Source organism: Parabacteroides sp. An277 (assembly GCF_002159645.1).
In the GTDB taxonomy this organism is placed as follows: Bacteria; Bacteroidota; Bacteroidia; order Bacteroidales; family Tannerellaceae; genus Parabacteroides.
On record NZ_NFJB01000007.1, the window covers coordinates 1 to 16,865 of the forward strand.

Here is a 16,865-nt window from a genome sequence, read left to right on the forward strand (position 1 = left end):
CGTCGGTAGTCACGGCATTGTCTACCAACCAGGCCTTTAATGCTAATTCCATGATTTCATGTACTTAAGAGTTATACAATAAACGCAAAAAGCCCGTGCACAGAGCTTCCTGCTCCGCACACGGGCCTTTCACGTCGTGAATTATTTGCTTAATGTTTAATGCTTGCTTGCTTGCTTGCTTGCTTGCTTGCTTGCTTGCTTGCTTGCTTGCTTGCTTGCTTGCTTGCTAACATATTATCGCCTTTCACCAAGCGATTCATGGTAAAAGATGTTAACGGACAATATGTTTCGCAAGTACTTGTCATTTTATGCTTTGTTTAATCCATGCCAAAGGTACGACTTGTTTCTTATTTTACAAAACATTCGGAAGCTTTTTACGCCATTATTTTCGCGTCAACCGATAAAAACGGCGGGCAAGCAACAGACCCAATACCGTCAGACTGACAGGAAAGCCGAACCATACGCCTATCGCCCCCCAATCCAGCAGGAAGCCGCACGCATAGCCAATAGGGAGCGCCAAGCCGAAATGGCACACAAAAGCCATCTTCGCCATATAATGTACGTCGGCCAACCCGCGCAGGGCATTGGCGAAAAGGATTTGCAAGCCGTCGCCAAACTGGTAGAGCATGATGGGCCAGCAGAACAGCGCCACCAGGCGCACCACATCGGCCTCGGGCGTGAAGAGATAACCGATTTCAGTCCGGAATGCCAGCAGGAACGTCACAAACAGCAAGGCGCAGGTATTGATGATGACAAATCCGGCCCACGTCGCCCGACGAACTTCCTGCGCGTCACTATTCCCGCTGAAATGGCTCACCCGAATCGAGACAGCCGCGCCAATACCGTAATAGAGCATGAAACCGAGCGTCGTAATCACACCCCCGACCTGATAGGCCGCCAACGCCATGCTGCCAATCCAACCCATCATAATGACGCTCAAGCTGAACGAAGCTGTCTCGACACCCATCTGGAGACCGACGGGCAACCCCAGCCGCACTAGCTTCCGGAGGGAATCCCGCCCCACCTTCGCTGCCCGGAAGCCAGCCCGATAGGCTGCATACTTCCCACAGCGGAAAAATAACCCGGCGAAAACGACCAACGTCAGTACCCGGCTCAATAGCGTAGAAATCCCTGCGCCCGTCAGGCCCAATTCCGGAAATCCGCCATGCCCGTAGATGAGGAAATAATTCCCAATGATATTCAAGACATTCGCCCCCAACATGATACACATCGGCGTGAGTGTATCCGTCGTCCCGTCGCTAAATTGCTTGAACGAATTGAACAGCATCGCGAAGATGACCGAGAAAAGTTGGAGGATATAATACGGTATAATATACGGATAGAGTTCGCGCGGTTGCCCCAAAGCATCCAACTGAAAAAGAAGCCCCAACATGCAAAGGCTCAGCAATACGCCCACTGCGAAGTTGATGCAAAGGCTATTCTTCAGCATCGCGCCCGCTTCCTCCCGTTCGCCAGCGGCAAACAGACGGCCGATGAGGGGTGTCAAGCCGTAGGAGAAACCCATCCCGAAGATAAAGGCCAAATTGAAGAAGTTATTCACAAACGAGGCAGCCGCCAGCTCCGCCGTGCTGTGATGCCCCACCATGATATTGTCCGCAAATCCGACTACAATGATACCCAACTGTCCCAACATAATAGGGACACCCAAGCGGATAGTCTCTTTGTAGTGGTTCATTTCTCTACCACCTTCATCGATTTGATACGGATATTCTTCAGCGGACGATCTTCCGAATTGGTTTCTTCCATCTGAATCTTAAAGACCGCCTTCATGCCGTCTACCACTTCACCAAAGACTGTATACTTTTCGTCCAAATCGGGGCGGCCGCCTTCCAGCATATAAGCCTCGCGCTGTTCGGGCGTGAACTTTTTGCCTTGCTCCTTCTCCATCTTATCTAATTCCATGGAGGTATAGAATTTACCCGTGACAATATAGAATTGCGAAGCCGAGGAGGCGCGTTCCGGATTTACGTCATCGCTCGTCCGCGCCGCGCAAAGGGCTCCCGCTTTATGGAAATGCGTTGGATAGACAATTTCTGCCGGGACGGTATAATCCGGATCGCCGTCGCCCAAGTGTTGTTCTTCTGGGGCATCCTTCGAGTTAATATCTCCCGCCTGAATCATGAATTGCTTAATCACGCGATGGAAAAGCAGGCCATCGTAGAGATGCGATTCCACGTTTTTAAGGAAGTTATCCCGATGTTTTGGCGTATCGTTATACAGTTTCACCTTAATCTTTCCCTTATCCGTATCAATCAATACCAGGGTTTCTTTTTCTTCCTGCGCCTCTTGGGCTTTCACGCCTGCCACCGAAGCAAGCAAAGCCATTGCTATCAGCAAACTTGTCAATAGTCGTCTCATCATCATCTTTCTTTAAATTAAAATTCCGACAGCAAATGTAATGCCTTTTTCTGTTTTTTCCCCTATCTTTGCCCGCAAATCATCTAAATAGAATCGCAATATGTTTTCAGGAATTGTAGAAGAAGCTGCCCGTGTGGTAGCCATTGAACAAGAGAAAGGGAATATTCACCTCACGATGGAATGTTCGTTTACCGATGAATTGAAAATCGACCAGAGCGTGGCGCACAACGGCGTTTGCCTCACGGTCGTCAAGAAAGAAGGTAAGACGTACACCGTGACAGCCGTCCAGGAGACGCTCGAACGTTCGAATTTAGGGAATCTCCGGCCGGGCAGCCTCGTGAACTTGGAGCGTAGCATGCTGATGAACGGTCGCCTCGACGGACATATTGTCCAGGGACACGTAGACCAAACCGCCCGCTGCACCCGCGTGGAAGAGGCCGACGGCAGCTGGTATTACACCTTCGAATATAAGTTCGACCCGGCGATGGCACAGCAAGGTTATCTGACGGTTGAAAAGGGCTCGGTCTGCGTGAACGGGGTCAGTCTCACGGTATGCAACTCCCAGCAGAACAGCTTCCAGGTTGCTATTATTCCTTATACGCACGACCATACAAACTTCTGCGAAATAGAACCGGGGACGGTCGTGAACCTCGAGTTCGACATCGTAGGGAAATACATCAGCAAACTGATGCAATACAAATAACTCGAATGGGAGGCGGTCCGGTAGCGGTCCGCCTCCGTTCGTATCGGGATTTCGCTTAGTGGCAATGCTCGTCGGCACAGCGCGCACCTGCCGATTCGCACTCGACGGTGCTGTGCTGCACATTTTCTTCGCGGAACAACTCCTTCACCGCCCGCTTTACCGTTTCCATTTGTGTAATATCACGGAGCACCACATGGACAGTCGCCGCATTTTCGGTCGTGCTCACCGCCCACACGTGCAAATGGTGCCAACTCTCGATTCCTTCCAGCCCGGCAAGCCGCTGCTTCAAATGCGCCATATCCACGCTCCGGGGGACGGCATCCATCGATAGGCAAAGGCTTTCTTTCAACAAATTCCACGTAGAAAAGAAAATAATCACCACGATAACCCAACTGACGACCGCATCCAGCACAACCCAACCCGTATACATAATCATCAGACCTGACGCTACGACGCCTACCGAGACGAGCGTATCCATCGCCATGTGGAGAAACGCGCCGCGCACGTTCAGGTCTCCCTTTTGCTGCTTCATCAAAAGCCAAGCCGTGAGACCGTTTACCACGATGCCCACGCCCGCCGTCCACGAAATCGCTTCGCCCGAAACCGGCTCCGGATAACGCAATTTATGAATGCTCTCCAGCAAAATCGCCCCAATCGCGACCAACAGGATAATCGCATTGGCCAGCGAAACCAAAATCGTACCCTTCTTATACCCATACGTGAAATGCTCCGTCACCGGCCGCTTGGCCATCTGGAGTGCCATCAGCGAAAGCAGCAGGCTGAAGACGTCGCTCAGGTTGTGGCCTGCGTCGGAGAGCAAGCCGAGCGAGTGATACATAAATCCTACCCCCGCTTCCACGAGGACAAACAGCAGATTCAACGCTATACATATAATAAAGATAGCATTCAGCGAAGCGGGCGCTTCGGGGTGGTGGTGGTGAGGGTGCGAACCTCCATGCGCGTGAATAGATACCATATCTTCTTTTTTTAGCTTTAAACCGGAGGCAAAAGTAACAGGTCTGCGCCAAAACGCCAACCCCCAAGGCGGAATATTTCCCCTCCGCGCCCCTCTTTGCAAACAGGTTGCAATCTGCCTCGCTTTCGCCCCGGCTTAACCGGCAGAGGCTAAATCAGGAATACTTTCGCCAAAGTAAACCCGATAGAGACTAAATCAGGGGCACTTTCGCCAAAGTAAACTCGATAGAGGCTAAATCAGGGGCACTTTCGTCAAAGTAAACCCGATAGAGGCTAAATCAAGAGCACTTTCGCCAAAGTAAACCCGATAGAGGCTAAATCAGGGGCACTTTCGCCAAAGTAAACCCGATAGAGGCTAAATCAGGGGCACTTTCGCCAACGCAAACCCGATAGAGACTAAATCAGGGGTACTTTCGCCAACGCAAAGGTTTCTATCGCTGAATCGAGGGCACTTTCACCAAAGCAAAGGTTTTTACCGCTGAATCGAGGGCACTTTCACCAAAGCAAAGACTTCTACCGCTGAATCGGGCAAACGGAACCCAAATCCAATTATTCGCGCCTCTCGATGCGAATGATTTCCCTAAATGTTGCAATATTCAAAATAAAGCCCTACATTTGCGACAAAATTATAAAAAAGCATTTTTGACGAAATGATTGACAAGATAAAAGCCCTGCTCGAAGAGGTAGGACAACTGACAGCAGCCAACGCGGAGGAACTGGAAGCCCTTCGCATTAAATATTTGAGCAAAAAGGGAGCCATTTCCCAATTGATGAACGACTTCCGCAACGTCCCAGCCGAACATAAACGCGAAGTGGGCATCTACATCAACGAACTGAAAGAGAAAACCCAACAGAAAATCAATGAACTGAAAGAAAGTTTCGAGAACCAGCAAACCAGTTATAATGACATCGACCTGACGCGCACCGCTTACCCCATCGAACTGGGTACGCGCCATCCGCTCTCGCTCGTCAAGAAGGAGATTTGCGACATCTTCGGCCGCCTGGGCTTCAGCATCGCGGAAGGCCCTGAAGTAGAAGACGACTGGCATGTGTTCTCATCGCTCAACTTCGCGGAAGACCATCCGGCACGCGACATGCAGGATACGTTCTTCATCCAACATGCCCCCGACGTCCTTTTGCGCACGCATACCTCGTCGGTACAAACGCGCGTGATGGAAAAGCAACAACCGCCTATCCGCATCATCTGCCCGGGACGCGTCTACCGCAACGAAGCGATTTCCTATCGCGCCCACTGCTTCTTCCACCAGGTAGAAGGACTTTACATCGACAAGAACGTATCGTTTGCCGACTTGAAACAGGCGTTGCTTTTCTTTGCCAAAGAGATGTTTGGCGCAGACACGAAAATCCGCTTGCGTCCCTCCTATTTCCCCTTCACCGAGCCTTCGGCCGAGATGGATATCTCGTGCAACATTTGCGGAGGTAAAGGCTGTGCCTTCTGCAAACACACGGGGTGGGTGGAAATCTTAGGCTGCGGCATGGTCGACCCGAACGTGCTGGAAAACTGCGGTATCGACAGCCAGATTTATTCCGGCTACGCGCTCGGCATGGGAATCGAACGAATTACAAACCTAAAATATAGAGTCAAGGACTTGCGCATGTTCTCGGAAAACGACATACGCTTCCTTGAGGAATTTGAATCAGCCAATTAAAATTGTGACCAAACAATCATTGATGTACCAAACAATCCCCGGACTTTCATAACCTGAGTCCGGGGAAAACACACCATATAAAACCTATCCACATGCGCAAAGAAGAACGATACAAAGGCATCTTAACGTGGTTCCAAACCCACGTGCCCGTAGCGGAAACGGAGCTTCATTACGACGGAGATCCATACAAGCTCCTCGTGGCCGTCATTCTTTCGGCGCAATGCACAGACAAGCGAGTAAACCAAGTGACGCCTGCCCTGTTCGAAGCCTTTCCCACGGCAGAGGTCATGGCCGCTTCCTCGCCGGAAGTAATCTATGAATACATCAAAAGCGTCTCATATCCTCACAACAAAGCTAAGCATCTGGCCGGCATGGCGCAAATGCTGATGGAAAAGTTTGGCGGGCAAGTGCCCTCAGAGGTGAAAGAACTAATGACGTTACCCGGCGTGGGACGTAAAACGGCGAACGTCGTAGCCTCCGTTATCTTTGGTGCACCCACCATGGCCGTCGATACACACGTGTTCCGCGTGGCCAACCGCCTCGGACTGACACTCGACAGCCGGACGCCCTTAGAGACAGAGAAAGAGTTGACACGCCACATACCCAAGGAACTCATCCCCATAGCCCATCATTGGCTGATTTTGCACGGCCGTTATACATGCCTTGCCCGCAAACCCAAATGCATGGAATGCGGGCTCGCGCCGTGGTGTTTATACTTCTCCCAACAGAAATGAGACGATATCAGCGGGAATTGGGATTCGTACTCGTGGCTTTTCTCGTAGTAGGAAGTATCGTAAGTTATTTCTTCAACCAACTCAAACGGGAAAAGAGCGAGACGGCCGCTACGGTTTATTCCTTCGTGCCACCACATCCGGAAGCCCTCCTGCGTATCCAAGAAACAAACACTTGGCTGAAACTGATTGCCGGCGGAGAACGGGAACGACGATTGTTCGAGGAACATATTCCCGTTTTCTTCTTCCATCTTTTCGAGGAAATACCGGTACACGAAGCCCTTTTCAGCTTTCATGCCGAAGGCGTCGTCTGTTTGGTAAAAGCAAATCCCCTTGAGGCCAAACGACTATCGGCTACGACTCAACATTTATTGGATAACTATCCTCCGAAAAAGCAAGTCATCGGAACCACGCAACTCTCCTATTATACGGACGGACCGCAACGTTTCCTGGGGACATTCTATCGGGAAGGCATTTGGGTGGCCTCTTATCATAAACTATTGCTCGAACAAGCAGGACAAACCACGCATTCACTCCCTCATTTCCCGGCAGCTTCTTCCACCGTGAACCTGCTCTTTCCTTATGATAAGGAATGGATGCAGGCGAATATCTATAAATCCGAAGGGCGACTGTCGGCTTTCCTGCGTTTCCCCGTGGATACATTTCCAAATGATTCGCTCCAGATCTCCCTGGCTGACACGCTTCAACGCCGCTTCTGCCACCGTTTGCATTTACCACTCGACAGCGTAACGGTGGAATCTACGTCAGATGACGACGCGCTTTACCTCACCCTCCGGTATTGATCAAAACTCAACGCTTAAATTATCATACGCCAAATGCACATGCGGAGGGAGCAACTTCTCGACCTCGGCATGCAAACCAATCTTGTGCGATTCATGCACCAGATAAGCCTCTTTCGGAGCAATCCGGCGAATGTAAGCCAATGCCTCGTCCAGTCCGGCATGCGTCGGGTGCTTGCTATCACGGCGAAGAGCATTAATCACGAGCAAATCCACACCTTCGAGCTTCGGAAATTCGCTTTCCGGTATGGTCTTCAGGTCTGTCAAGTAAGCTAAACGTCCGATGCGATAACCCAAGATAGGCAGTTTCCCGTGCATGAGCCGAATGGGCACAATCTCCAAACCTGCCGCCTCGAAGGGTTCCGTCGTAATGGCATGCATATTAATATTCGGTACACCTGGATATTTATGCTCCGCAAAGACATAGGGAATACGCGTCTTTATCGCATACGCCACATTCTCTTCGGCATAGACATTCACCTCGCCATAACGGCAAAACGGACGCAAATCGTCGAGGCCACCGACGTGGTCGTAATGCTCATGCGTAATCAATACAGCATCCAACTGGTAGATACGATTCGTAATCACTTGCCAACGGAAATCCGGTCCGCAATCTATCAAAATGCGCCGTCCTTTCGTTTCGACGACGGCCGACGTCCGGAGCCGCCAATCTCGCTTGTCCTTGCTGGTACATACTTCGCACTGGCATCCGATTTCCGGTACACCCGTCGAGGTTCCTGTTCCTAAAAAGATGATTTTCATCATGCAATATATTTTACTTCCGGCATCAATTCAATGCCAAAACGTTCCTTTACTGCCGCACGGATACTCTCGGCCATCAATGCGATTTCATCGCCCGTTGCCTCTCCGTAATTCACCAGGATAAGCGCTTGCTTTTCATAAACACCCACATGCCCGTGCCGTTTCCCTTTGAAACCACATTGCTCGATCAGCCAGGCGGCGGGCACCTTCACTTTATCCGCTGCCGGGTATCCGGGCACCTGCGGATAGGTTTGGCGGATGCGTTCAAAGTGTTCCTTCGAAACCAGCGGGTTCATGAAGAAACTACCGGCATTCCCCAAGTGGGCGGGGTCGGGAAGTTTTTCGTTCCGGATAGCCAGCACGGCCTCGCGCACCTGCGCCAATGTCGGTTCATGCAACTCCTGCAAGGGACCATATTCCAGATTAAATACCGGGTTCTTCGCCAATTTCAGAACAACATAAGTCACGATATGCGGGTCGGCATGCGGGTCTTTGAAGCGGCTCCACCGATAGGCATAGCCGCATTCCTCGGCCGAAAAATAATGTTTCTCGAATGTCAGTTGGTTCCACGCCTCGACAGTCTCGATGGCATCTTTTATCTCCATCCCATACGCGCCGATATTCTGTACGGCCGCTGCGCCCGTTTCGCCCGGAATGCCGGAGAGGTTTTCGATGCCGCCCCAACCTTGCGCCACGGCATATGCCACGACCTCGTCCCATATTTCACCAGCCCCGACACGGAGCCAAACCGCCTCGTTCGTTTCCCGCACGACCTCCATCCCCCGGATGGCCGAATGCAGGATGATACCGTTATAATCGTTCAGGAAGAGGAGGTTGCTCCCCTGCCCGATGTGTTGCGAAAGGCATTCTTGAAAGTATTCATCGTGCAAAACTTTCTGCAAATCCGTCTCGTCTGCATATTCCAAAAACCAACGCGTTTTCACCGGCAAATGGAACGTATTATATTTCTCCAACGAGATATTTTGTTCGATTCTCATATTGTATGTATGTTTCGTTTTTTAATCCCTGGCGAAGGTACGCATTTTATTTGGAGCAACCAGCAAACGAACCGGACAAAATAGAAAGCGCAGCGTACGATTCGTCACCGATGAACAAATATGACGAATCTACCTTGTAGATTCATTTCCGTTGGTCAAATAAAAAGAATTGAATCTGTAGTTTCGTTTCCTTTAATCAACGGTAAAGAATCGACCTTGTAGATTCGTTATCGTTGACCAAAGATAAAGAATCGACGTTGTCGTTTCGTTACCGTTGAACAAAGGAAGAGAATCGACGTTGTAGACTTGTCATCGTTGACTAAAGATAACGAATCGACCTTGTCGTTTCATTGCCAGAAGCTAAAAATAGAGAATTTACGTCCTCATAGAAGGAAAAACAGGGCCAGCACTCAATGCGAGACCCATTTCAGCCCGATAATGGAAGCGATCAACGTCGTGATGAAAAAAAGACGGGCCCACGAAGCGGGTTCATGAAGAAAAAGAATGCCCAAAAGGACTGTCCCGACCGCCCCGATACCGGTCCACACGGGATAGGCCGTTCCGATAGGCAAAGTCTGTACTGCCTTGGCCAACAAGACCATGCTTAATATCAAACTCACTAAAAAACCTGCACCCCAAAGGTAATAGGCCATGCCCGCAGCCTCTTTCATCTTCCCCAAACAAAACGCAAAGCCCGATTCAAAAAAACCGGCAATCACAAGTATCATCCAATCCATATTTTTCTTTTTTCAATTGATTTGGGCGCAAAAGTAAGAAAAGAAGGCATCGATTCGCTTAAAAAAATCCCTAAAATTCGCCTTTTCGTTTTACTTTTCCGTCCGGGTAGGGTCTTGCATACAGAAACGTTTCCTAAAAAGTGGATCCCAATAAATAGGAACGAGATGTATTAATGTCTAATGAATAAAAATGAAACGTATGCAAACGACAGGAATGATAAAGAAAGGGATTTTGGCTATATGTTTGATATCGATTTGCAGTTGCGCGTCGGCGCATCGATGGCATCGGCATCCGCACGTCCCGCCACGGCCGGTAGCCACTACCATTGTAGTAAAACCAGCTCCGGCACCGCCTATCCAGGAACGATTCACCCCCAACGAACGCTTTGCGATGGCCCTGGCTTATCTCAAGAAGCATAAGCAACTGAGCAGTAAAAAATATGCTCAACTGACGGGCCTGACAAAAGCCCGCGCCGAAGCGGAACTCGATGCTTTTGCGGCCGATAAGCGTAAACCCATTGCCCTTGTGGTAAAAGGACGAAAGAAAACGTATGTCTTAAGCCTCCAATAATCCGCTTATGACCGAGGATAAAGAAATCATCCAAGCAATCCGAAAAAATCCGGAGAAGGGGTTCCGTTTGTTTATGGACAAATACAAAAAGCCGGTATATTGGCACATTCGGAGGCTCGTCGTCTCGCACGCCGACGCGCAGGACGTAGCGCAAGAGACCTTCATCCGGATTTTCCGCTCCTTTTCACAATGTCGGGACGACAACTCGTTTAAAGCATGGATATACCGCATCGCCACCCGCGAGGCATTGCGCCTGATGGAATCCCGACATAACGAAGGGTCATTTTCGCTGGAGCAAGCCGAGGCAAACGTAAATCGGTTGCCGGCAGATGAATATATAGACTATTCCGACCTCGAATCGGTGAAGCTGCAACGTGCTATCCGTTCGCTCCCGACGAAACAACAGCTCGTCTTCAACCTGCGGTATTACGACGAGTTAAGGTATGAGGAAATAGCCGAAATTGCCGCTTGCACGGCCCAAAGCGCGAAGGCGAACTACCATATCGCCAAAGAGAAGATTATCCACTATATGAATTCAAATGAATAAGGTCATGGAAAAAGGTTTTGATTTCAACTCAATAGGCAAACGAATGCCGTATCAAGTTCCCGACGGGTTCTTCGACCAATTGGAAAAGGACGTCTGGAAAGAAATAAAGGAAGAACCGAGCCAAGGAAAAAGCAAGCTGTGCATCCGAACGCACATCGTATGGGGAAGCATAGCCACCCTGGCTGCCGGAATCGCGTTCCTGTTGCTGCTCCGTCCCGTATGGATGCCCGAGTCAACATACAGTTTTTCTACCGTCGAAGAAGCCTTCAGCAATCTTTGCTTGGAAGACCAAGATTACTTATTCGAAACGTATCAAGACGATGTATTTTTAGATAATGTATTTTTAAACGAATAATAAAACAGAAAAAGTCATGAAAGTATTTATTAGAATGCTCGCAGTAGCAATCGCCCTGTTCAGTTTAAGTGGTTCATTGATTGCCCAGTCTTTCCATCAACGCATTTCGCGAGAAGAACTGGCGGAAACCCAGGCCAAACATATCGCCCATGCATTATCATTCGATGAAGCCACCACGCAAAAGTTTGTTGATACTTATTGCCAGTTCCAACAAGAATTATGGACTATCAGACCCCGACCAAAACACAAAGCCTCGAAAGTGATGACCGACGAAGAAATCGATAACGCTATGCAGGCTCGTTTCAAACAAAGCCAACAAATTTTAGCGTTGCGACAAAAGTATTATACACGTTATCGGGAATTCCTTTCCCCCAAACAAATTCAAAAAGTCTATCAAAAGGAAAAACAGATGATGAAAAAGCTTCAAGAGAGGAAAAGGGATAAAATACGCAGATAAACCAAAGAACCCGGCCGGACAAAACCAACCGGGTTCTTTCTCTTTTCCGCAACTTATTTTTAAAGGCTTTTCCGATAACTCATCACGGCCCAAGTATTGAATACCACCGCAAAACCACAAAGCCAGAAGAAATAAGGCAATAACTCGCCAAAAGAACTTCCTTTCAAATAGATAAGGCGCATTACTTCCGCTTGATAACGGATGGGATTCAAAATCGTCAGTCGCTGCATCCAAAGAGGCATACTGTCGACCGGCGTAAAAAGCCCGGACGTAAGCAACAGCATGATAAGAAAGAAAAACAGCACGAACATGGCCTGTTGCATCGTGTCGGAGTAGTTGGATATCACCATACCCGCACCGGTGACAGCCCAAATGTAAATCATCGAAAAGAAGAAAATCAGTCCCAAACTTCCCTCGGGCACAATGCCATGCACCGCCCATCCAAACGTCATGCCAAACGTAAGGGCTATGAGACCTATAATCCAATTGGGTATCAACTTCGAAAGGATGAACAGATGCTTCGGTATGGGCGACACGTTGATTTGTTCAATCGTGCCCGCTTCTTTTTCGCCTACAATATTAAGGGCGGTCAACGCACCACCTAAGAGCGTCAACAACACGACAATCAACCCTGGCACCATGAAGACTTTATAGTCGAGCATAGGATTGAAACGGTAACGTACATGCGTATCAAAGGTCGGGACCTCCGGCATAGCGAGCGACGCGGCACCGTTCTCTTCCCGCCATTCACGACTGTAGTCGTTTACAAGGGAAGCCAGGTATTGTGCCCCCAAACTTCCTTGCGTACCATTCACCGAGTTGGCCGCAATCCTTACCGAAGCAGTTCCTTCGTTTTGAAGGTCGTGCTCGAAATCCGGCGGAATCTCTAATACCAGGTCCACATCGCCCGCCTCTATACGTTTCAAGGCGTCGGGATACGTAGGCGAAACATCCGTCAAGCGGAAGTAATCCGTCGAAGCCGCTTTCTGAGTCAATCGCGAAGAAGCGGGACTATGGTCGAGGTCGACAATGGAGAGCTTCACGTCGTTCACCTCCTGGTTCGTGACGTATGGAAACACCACGATTGTCATCAGCGGCAATGCAATCAGCAGCTTCGACATGAAGCGGTTGCGAAGCATCTGCTTGAATTCTTTTTCTAACAAATATTTCAACATCATGGTTTCTTTATTCGTGTTCTTTCTCTATTAACTTAACCGTACTTTAAAATTCTTCCAGGCTGCCGTCATCAACACGGCGGCCATACCTGCAATGATAGCTAACTCCTTAGCGAAACAGGTAAAGCCCACGCCCTGAATCATGATTTTCCGCATGGCCGAAATATACCATCGTGCCGGAATTAGATCTGATATCCATCGCAATACAACCGGTATGTTTTCTATCGGAAATATTAAATCCGAGAAGATGAGCGTCGGCATCATCAACCCGATGCCCGACACTAACAGTGCCGCCATTTGCGAACTGACTAACGTGGAAATCAACAGACCCAACGAAAGCGCCACCAAGATGAAAAGCACCGACAGGACAGAAAGCCACCAGAGGCTCCCCCGAATAGGCACGCCCATGACAAACACCGCCAGCAGCAATATCGTAACCACATTGGCCACCGAGAGCGTGAAGTAAGGCGCTATCTTCGAGAGAATGATACGCAAGGGCGTCAAGGGTGAAACCAGCAGGATTTCCATGGTCCCGGTCTCTTTCTCGCGCACGATGGACACGCTCGTCATCATCGCACAGATGAGCATCAGAATCAGTCCCATCACGCCAGGCACGAAATTGTACGCGCTCTCCGATTGCGGATTGTAGAGCATCCGCGTTTCGGTCCGGATGTGTCCCGACGCCTTCCCTTCCTCCAGCCATTCTGCTTGATAAGAGGCCAATACGCCCTGCGCATAAGCCGTGAGGAGAGCCGCTTGGTTCGGGTCTGTACCGTCCGCAATCAGTTGGACGGAAGTGCCTCCCCGCAGCAGATCTTCGGCAAAATGTTCGCTGAAAACCAACACCAAACTCACCTCTCCTGTGCGAAACACTTCGTTGATTTGCTTCGGTTCTGTTAGTTCGTCGACCACTGTAAAATATTCGCTGGCCTGGAAACGTTCGATAATGCGCCGCGTCTCGTCGTCTTTCGACGGGTCGAACACGGCCACCTGCGCGCCGTTCAATTCCGTCTTGATGGCATAGCCGAGCAACAACACCAATACCAGCGGCATGGCCAAGAGAATGACCAACGTCCGCCTGTCACGAAATATCTGGCGGAATTCCTTCCGCATAAATGATAGGAATTGTTTCATACGCTTTTACTCCTTTCGTTCATAAACAAATGCCTTCCCAAAGCCTCATACTTGTCGCCACGTACAAACTGCAACGAGTCGGGATACGAGATTCGTTGTCTCCGTTCAATAGCAACGAATCGCAAGGCGCAATTCATTATCTCTTTCCAACGGCAACAAATTACAAGATGCGATTCGTTGTCTCTTTCTAACGACAACAAATTGCAAGACGCGATTCGTTGTCTCCATCCAACGGCAACGAATCGCAAGGTAAAGAAATTCCTTTTTATCTTCATGTATGCTATCTCCATCCGTTTTTTAATCAGACCGACGTGTGGATTGCCGCGCTAACTGCTGAAAGACATCGTCCATGGTCTCCGCACGGAATTGGGCACGAAGACGCGCCGGCGAATCGAGCGCACGAATCTGCCCGTCGACCATAATCGAAACGCGGTCGCAATACTCCGCCTCGTCCATGTAATGCGTGGTAACAAATACCGTAATACCCCGGTCGGAAGCCCGATAAATAAGTTCCCAAAACTGGCGGCGCGTAATAGGATCGACGCCTCCCGTCGGCTCATCGAGAAACACAACCTTGGGCTCGTGGAAAATAGACACAGAGAAAGCCAACTTCTGTTTCCAACCCAGCGGCAAGGCGCGCACGAAAGTATCCCGCTCGGCCTCGAAGCCTAATTCAGCCAACATCTCATCTGACTTTCGGGCAATTTCCCGGTCGTCCATGCCGTATATTCCGCCAAAGAGGCGAAGATTTTCCCAAACTTTCAAATCCTCGTAGAGCGAGAACTTCTGACTCATATAGCCAATGCTCCGTTTGACAGCTTCCGGCTGCGTGGAGATGTCGAATCCGGCCACGTACCCCGTCCCCGATGTAGGACAACTCAGCCCACAAAGCATGCGCATCGCGGTAGTCTTTCCCGCCCCGTTCGCCCCCAGGAAACCGAATATCTCGCCGCGCGCCACGTCGAACGTGATGCGATCCACAGCCGTGAAGTTTCCAAAACGCTTTGTCAAATCTTTTGTTTCTATTACTTTTTCATTCATGAGATAACTGTCTGCTTAACCACATAAAACAATCTTCTACAGAAGGAAGAATGGCCTCGATACGTGCCGCGCGATGCCCCCGCTGAGATAGATAAGCCTGCAAATCGTCGGGTGAACCCTGGGTGTGCATCGTGACATGATACGTCTCACCAAACGAAAACGAAGTCTGTATGTATGGATAGGCACGCAAGTCGGCCAGTAACCGATGCATGTGCTCCGAACGCACTGCCCAGAGCTTTTCCGGATAGTGCTCGACAAGTCGCTGTGGCGTATCGACACCCAAGAACTTTCCTCCCTGGATGAGCGCAATGCGATCGCAACGCGTCGCCTCGTCCATATACGGAGTGGAAACCAAAATGGTAATACCCTCCTGCTTCAAGCGGAGGAGCATGTCCCAAAATTCCTTGCGCGAAACAGGATCGACACCCGTCGTCGGTTCATCCAGAAACAACACTTCTGGTTTATGAATCAACGCGCAGCTTAGCGCCAGCTTCTGTTTCATCCCGCCCGAAAGTTTCCCAGCCAGCCGATGTTTGAACGGTTCGATTTGCTGATAAATGTCCGCTATCAGATGATAATTGGCCTTCACAGTCGTATGAAATACCGAAGCAAAGAAATCCAGGTTTTCTTCCACCGTCAAGTCCGGATAGAGTGAAAACTTACCCGGCATATAACCAATGAGATTACGTATCCTCCGATAATCTTGTACCACATCAAACCCCGCTACACGCGCTTCGCCTTTATCGGCCAGCATCAGCGTAGTCAAGATACGAAAAAGGGTGGTCTTTCCTGCTCCATCCGGTCCAATAAGCCCATAAAGCTCACCCGTTTCAACAGAAAAACTCAAATCGTCCAACGCCTGTACCTGCCGTCTGTACGCTTTCGAGAGATGTGCTACTTCTATCGCGTTGCCCATCTTACGACCTATTAATTATTCATTATTTTGATTTCCCCATACATACCGCGCTTGATATACCCATCATTTCGAACCGAAACTTTGACGGCATACACCAAATTGGCCCGTTCGTCGCGTGTTTGGATGGTCTTGGGCGTGAACTCGGCCTGGTCAGAAATCCAAGAAATCGTACCTTCATATTCACGCCGACCCTTCTCACCCTCGTCGGCGTACACCTTGACCGGCTGCCCCACTTTAAGCGAAGTCAATTGCGGAGCCGTGATATAAGCCCGAAGATACATATTCTCCAAATCGCCCACCTTAAACAAGCTCCGGCCTTGCGTCGCTAATTCACCTTGTTCGGCGTACTTTGATAGAACAGCACCTTTTACGGGGCTTATAATAAGACTCTTCACTATCTGATCCTCTATTTGTCCAATTTGTGCTTCCAACATCAACACTTGCCCGCCCACGCTCCGATTTCCATTCTCAAGCGTCTCGATTTGGGCAGCCAGTTGCTTTTCTAACACAGCAAGCCTGGAGTTGATATCATCCAATTGCTTCTGGTTGGCAGCCTCTACACGCACTAAATTCTCATACCTCTGTTGCTCCCGCTTTTGGGTAGCTATCTCCTGACGAAGAGAAGCTATTTGCCGCCCCACATCATAACGCCGACTATCCGTAGCCAACAAGTTGCCCAAAAGCTCTTCTTTTTTCAAATGCAATTGGACAGTATCAATATATCCCACTACCTCGCCTGCCTCCAAATGGTCTCCTTCTTCCAAATCGAAACGCATGATTTCACCTCCGCCACGAGCTGAAACGGTCACCTCCGTCGTTTCGAATACACCGGAAGCATCATAATCACCTTCTCCTTTTCCGCAAGAGAGCAAGCAAACGGCCATGCCCCACAAAAAACAAGTAGTTGCTTTCAT

At 49.6% G+C, this 16,865-nt stretch carries 19 protein-coding genes and 1 pseudogene; 8 read left to right on the top strand and 12 right to left on the bottom strand.

What is annotated here, in order from left to right; translation table 11 throughout:
* Positions 1-149 precede the first annotated feature (149 nt).
* From B5F77_RS15680 to B5F77_RS04030, 3 genes are all read right to left on the bottom strand, one after another.
* A complete protein-coding gene (locus B5F77_RS15680; protein WP_162607948.1) occupies positions 150-305 on the bottom strand; it encodes a hypothetical protein in 156 nt (51 codons plus the stop codon).
* 77 nt (positions 306-382) lie between these two features.
* A complete protein-coding gene (locus tag B5F77_RS04025) occupies positions 383-1,696 on the bottom strand; it encodes an MATE family efflux transporter (protein WP_087328018.1) in 1,314 nt (437 codons plus the stop codon).
* Positions 1,693-2,379, bottom strand: a complete 687-nt coding sequence (locus B5F77_RS04030; RefSeq protein ID WP_087328269.1) for a peptidylprolyl isomerase — start codon at positions 2,377-2,379, stop codon at positions 1,693-1,695. Before B5F77_RS04030 ends, B5F77_RS04025 begins: the two co-directional genes overlap by 4 nt.
* 100 nt (positions 2,380-2,479) lie before the next feature.
* Between B5F77_RS04030 and B5F77_RS04035 the strand changes: the two genes are divergently transcribed.
* On the top strand, positions 2,480-3,082 hold the full coding sequence (locus tag B5F77_RS04035) for a riboflavin synthase (protein WP_087328021.1): 603 nt from the start codon (positions 2,480-2,482) through the stop codon (positions 3,080-3,082).
* 55 nt (positions 3,083-3,137) lie between these two features.
* On the opposite strand, the gene B5F77_RS04040 is transcribed toward B5F77_RS04035, so the two are convergent.
* Positions 3,138-4,058: a cation diffusion facilitator family transporter gene (locus B5F77_RS04040; protein WP_087328023.1), complete on the bottom strand. Its 921-nt coding sequence runs from the start codon at positions 4,056-4,058 to the stop codon at positions 3,138-3,140.
* Positions 4,059-4,707: 649 nt separating this feature from the next.
* Here B5F77_RS04040 and pheS point away from each other — a divergent pair.
* The 3 genes from pheS (at position 4,708) to B5F77_RS04055 (ending at position 7,261) form a co-directional block, all read left to right on the top strand.
* Complete coding sequence (pheS, locus tag B5F77_RS04045; RefSeq protein WP_087328026.1) at positions 4,708-5,727, top strand: phenylalanine--tRNA ligase subunit alpha; 1,020 nt, start codon at positions 4,708-4,710, stop codon at positions 5,725-5,727.
* A 92-nt stretch (positions 5,728-5,819) separates the two neighbouring features.
* Entirely contained in the window at positions 5,820-6,461 is a 642-nt protein-coding gene (gene nth, locus B5F77_RS04050; protein ID WP_087328029.1) for an endonuclease III, read from the top strand.
* Positions 6,458-7,261: a hypothetical protein gene (locus tag B5F77_RS04055; RefSeq protein WP_087328033.1), complete on the top strand. Its 804-nt coding sequence runs from the start codon at positions 6,458-6,460 to the stop codon at positions 7,259-7,261. The genes nth and B5F77_RS04055 overlap by 4 nt, the downstream gene beginning before the upstream one ends.
* Here the strand turns inward: B5F77_RS04055 and B5F77_RS04060 are convergent, their stop codons facing one another.
* From B5F77_RS04060 to B5F77_RS04070, 3 genes are all read right to left on the bottom strand, one after another.
* Positions 7,262-8,020 carry an MBL fold metallo-hydrolase gene (locus B5F77_RS04060; RefSeq protein WP_087328272.1) on the bottom strand — a complete coding sequence of 253 codons (759 nt, stop codon included), beginning with the start codon at positions 8,018-8,020 and terminating at the stop codon, positions 7,262-7,264. It abuts the gene before it with no gap.
* The gene (gene murB, locus B5F77_RS04065; RefSeq protein ID WP_087328035.1) at positions 8,020-9,018 is read right to left on the bottom strand and encodes a UDP-N-acetylmuramate dehydrogenase; all 999 of its coding nucleotides are present in this window, start codon (positions 9,016-9,018) and stop codon (positions 8,020-8,022) included. The genes B5F77_RS04060 and murB overlap by 1 nt, the downstream gene beginning before the upstream one ends.
* Before the next feature lie 410 nt (positions 9,019-9,428).
* Entirely contained in the window at positions 9,429-9,755 is a 327-nt protein-coding gene (locus tag B5F77_RS04070; protein WP_087328038.1) for a multidrug efflux SMR transporter, read from the bottom strand.
* Positions 9,756-9,954: 199 nt separating this feature from the next.
* On the opposite strand from B5F77_RS04070, the gene B5F77_RS04075 reads away from it, so the two are divergent.
* From B5F77_RS04075 to B5F77_RS04090, 4 genes are read left to right on the top strand one after another with little or no spacing between them, the layout of a single operon-like run.
* On the top strand, positions 9,955-10,326 hold the full coding sequence (locus B5F77_RS04075) for a hypothetical protein (RefSeq protein ID WP_087328275.1): 372 nt from the start codon (positions 9,955-9,957) through the stop codon (positions 10,324-10,326).
* A gap of 7 nt (positions 10,327-10,333) precedes the next feature.
* Positions 10,334-10,873, top strand: a complete 540-nt coding sequence (locus B5F77_RS04080; RefSeq protein WP_087328041.1) for an RNA polymerase sigma factor — start codon at positions 10,334-10,336, stop codon at positions 10,871-10,873.
* 4 nt (positions 10,874-10,877) lie between these two features.
* Complete coding sequence (locus B5F77_RS04085; RefSeq protein ID WP_140392808.1) at positions 10,878-11,228, top strand: hypothetical protein; 351 nt, start codon at positions 10,878-10,880, stop codon at positions 11,226-11,228.
* Between the two features lie 16 nt (positions 11,229-11,244).
* A complete protein-coding gene (locus B5F77_RS04090) occupies positions 11,245-11,685 on the top strand; it encodes a hypothetical protein (RefSeq protein ID WP_087328047.1) in 441 nt (146 codons plus the stop codon).
* Positions 11,686-11,744: 59 nt separating this feature from the next.
* Here the strand turns inward: B5F77_RS04090 and B5F77_RS04095 are convergent, their stop codons facing one another.
* The 5 genes and pseudogenes from B5F77_RS04095 to B5F77_RS04115 all read right to left on the bottom strand — a co-directional run bounded on the left by B5F77_RS04095 (position 11,745) and on the right by B5F77_RS04115 (position 16,865).
* Positions 11,745-12,860 (bottom strand): ABC transporter permease, encoded by a 1,116-nt coding sequence (locus B5F77_RS04095; RefSeq protein ID WP_087328282.1) that lies wholly within the window; start codon positions 12,858-12,860, stop codon positions 11,745-11,747.
* A 30-nt stretch (positions 12,861-12,890) separates the two neighbouring features.
* Entirely contained in the window at positions 12,891-13,994 is a 1,104-nt protein-coding gene (locus B5F77_RS04100) for an ABC transporter permease (protein ID WP_087328049.1), read from the bottom strand.
* Positions 13,995-14,291: 297 nt separating this feature from the next.
* A pseudogene (locus B5F77_RS04105) lies at positions 14,292-15,005 on the bottom strand (ABC transporter ATP-binding protein); the annotation flags it as partial.
* A 22-nt stretch (positions 15,006-15,027) separates the two neighbouring features.
* Positions 15,028-15,951 (bottom strand): ABC transporter ATP-binding protein, encoded by a 924-nt coding sequence (locus B5F77_RS04110; protein ID WP_087328055.1) that lies wholly within the window; start codon positions 15,949-15,951, stop codon positions 15,028-15,030.
* Between the two features lie 11 nt (positions 15,952-15,962).
* Positions 15,963-16,865, bottom strand: a complete 903-nt coding sequence (locus tag B5F77_RS04115; protein WP_087328058.1) for an HlyD family efflux transporter periplasmic adaptor subunit — start codon at positions 16,863-16,865, stop codon at positions 15,963-15,965.